The following is a 1,928-nucleotide window of genomic DNA, read 5'->3' as shown; positions in this document are numbered from 1 at the left end:
CCGTCACGGTTCGCGATGTGCAGCGGCTGCTGCAGGATCATGCGCAGAACCGGGCGAGCGAAGTACACGTCGACCGGGCGGTCGTTGACCACGATCTTGCCCGAGCCGGGCTTGATCCAGACACGGGCGACCGCATCCTTACGCTTGCCGGTCGCATAGGCGCGACCCTGAGCGTCGATCTTCTGAACGTGCTTCGGCGCTTCCGGAGCGGCCGCCTGGGCGTTCTGACCGAGATCGGCGAGAGATTGAAGGGTCGCCATTACTTAGCTCCCACGTTCTTGGAGTTGAGGGCCCCGACGTCCAGCACTTCCGGCTGCTGCGCGGTGTGCGGATGCTCGGTGCCCTTATAGACACGGAGGTTGCCCATGATCTGGCGGAAAAGCGGGCCGCGGGGAAGCATGCGCTCCACAGCCTTTTCGACCACGCGCTCAGGAAAACGGCCGTCGAGGATGAACTTCGCGGTCCGCTCCTTGATACCGCCCGGGTAGCCGGTGTGGTGGTAATACACCTTCTGCTCGCGCTTGCGGCCGGTGAACACCACCTTATCGGCGTTGATTACGATTACATTGTCGCCGCAATCGACGTGGGGGGTGTAGCTAGGCTTGTGCTTACCGCGCAAGCGCATCGCGACGACCGAAGCGAGGCGGCCAACAACCAGGCCATTCGCATCAATCACAACCCACTTCTTATCGACTTCGGCGGGCTTCAGCGAAGTAGTCTTCATCGCGCTGTTTCCCGTTGGGAGCAAAAAGGCTCCGGTTATGAAACGACAAACCGCCGCGAAATGCGGCGGCGAGTGATGGCGATTTAGGAACTTTACGGCTTCAAGTCAACGACAATCTAACCCATAGAGACGGCGGAACGTATTGAAAAATATGGACTTGAGCCAATGAGGTATTCTAATACCTCCACTGCGGTATCTCAATACCTCATGAATTCTCTTCGCGTGGCGGACTCGGGATCGAGTAAGTCCCGGTCGCGTGGCAAACGATATCCTGCGCGCCCTCCGAACGCATCGACACTTCGCCCACGGCCAACCGCTTGCCCAGCTTCAACAAACGGCAATCCGCGATCAGCGCCTTCCGCTCCGGCTTCCTGAGGAAATTGAAGGACAGGTTCGTCGTCACGGTCAGCGGAACGGGTCCGATCTGCGCCAGGATCGCGACGTAGAGCGACAAATCCGCCAGGGTCATCATGGAGGGCCCCGACAAGGTGCCGCCGGGACGAACGTGCCGCTCGTGATAGTCCATTCGCATTCGGGCCGTGAAAGGACCGACGTCCTCGATGTGGAAGGTGCGGCCGCCGAAATGAACTTCCGGGAACTCCCGATCGAAAAATGCAGTCAACTCGTCGCAAGTCATGAGGGGATGATGCTGTTTCACCGGAATCCGATGCTCATTGAACTACCCTGCCCTATCCCATACTTTCTCCGCATGAACCACGACAACTATCCCAACGAATATATCCGCGACATCCTCAAGTCCGTGAAGACGATCGCTCTCGTGGGCGCGTCCCAGAATCCGGCGCGCCCGAGCTGGATCGTCATGAAGTACCTGCTGGAGCGGGGCTACGACGTCATTCCGATCAATCCAGGCCTGGCCGGCCAGGAGCTGTTGGGCAAGACGGTCTTTGCACGGCTCGCCGACGTCCCTCATCCGATCGACATGGTTGAGATTTTCCGTAACTCCGCCGCCGCTGGTCCGATCACGGATGAAGCTCTCGCCCTCGATCCGCTGCCGAGGGTACTTTGGATGCAGCTGTCGGTCCGCAACGACGAAGCCGCTGCCAAAGCGGAGGCGAGAGGTCTCCAAGTCGTCATGGATCGCTGCCCCAAGATCGAGTTCGGCCGCTTGTCGGGGGAAATTTCCTGGCAGGGCGTTAATTCGCGGATGCTGAGTTCGAAAAAGCCCGTTCTTTCAGGAAAAGGC

At 59.4% G+C, this 1,928-nt stretch carries 4 protein-coding genes; 1 reads left to right on the top strand and 3 read right to left on the bottom strand.

Annotated elements, in window-relative coordinates; all coding sequences use genetic code 11:
• The 3 genes from rpsI to AC1DT3_RS19425 all read right to left on the bottom strand — a co-directional run.
• A partial coding sequence (gene rpsI, locus AC1DT3_RS19435; protein ID WP_477466855.1) for a 30S ribosomal protein S9 occupies positions 1-260 on the bottom strand: 260 nt, incomplete at its 3' end.
• Complete coding sequence (gene rplM / locus AC1DT3_RS19430) at positions 260-724, bottom strand: 50S ribosomal protein L13 (RefSeq protein WP_477466854.1); 465 nt, start codon at positions 722-724, stop codon at positions 260-262. The genes rplM and rpsI, both read right to left, overlap by 1 nt.
• Before the next feature lie 205 nt (positions 725-929).
• Positions 930-1,361, bottom strand: coding sequence for a PaaI family thioesterase (locus AC1DT3_RS19425; RefSeq protein ID WP_477466856.1), 432 nt, complete (start codon positions 1,359-1,361; stop codon positions 930-932).
• Between the two features lie 72 nt (positions 1,362-1,433).
• Here AC1DT3_RS19425 and AC1DT3_RS19420 point away from each other — a divergent pair.
• A partial coding sequence (locus AC1DT3_RS19420; protein ID WP_477466853.1) for a CoA-binding protein occupies positions 1,434-1,928 on the top strand: 495 nt, incomplete at its 3' end.

The organism is Microvirga sp. P4_G7, from assembly GCF_056401005.1.
Note: the sequence above shows the minus strand (reverse complement) of the source record. Positions and strands in the feature narration are given on the sequence as shown.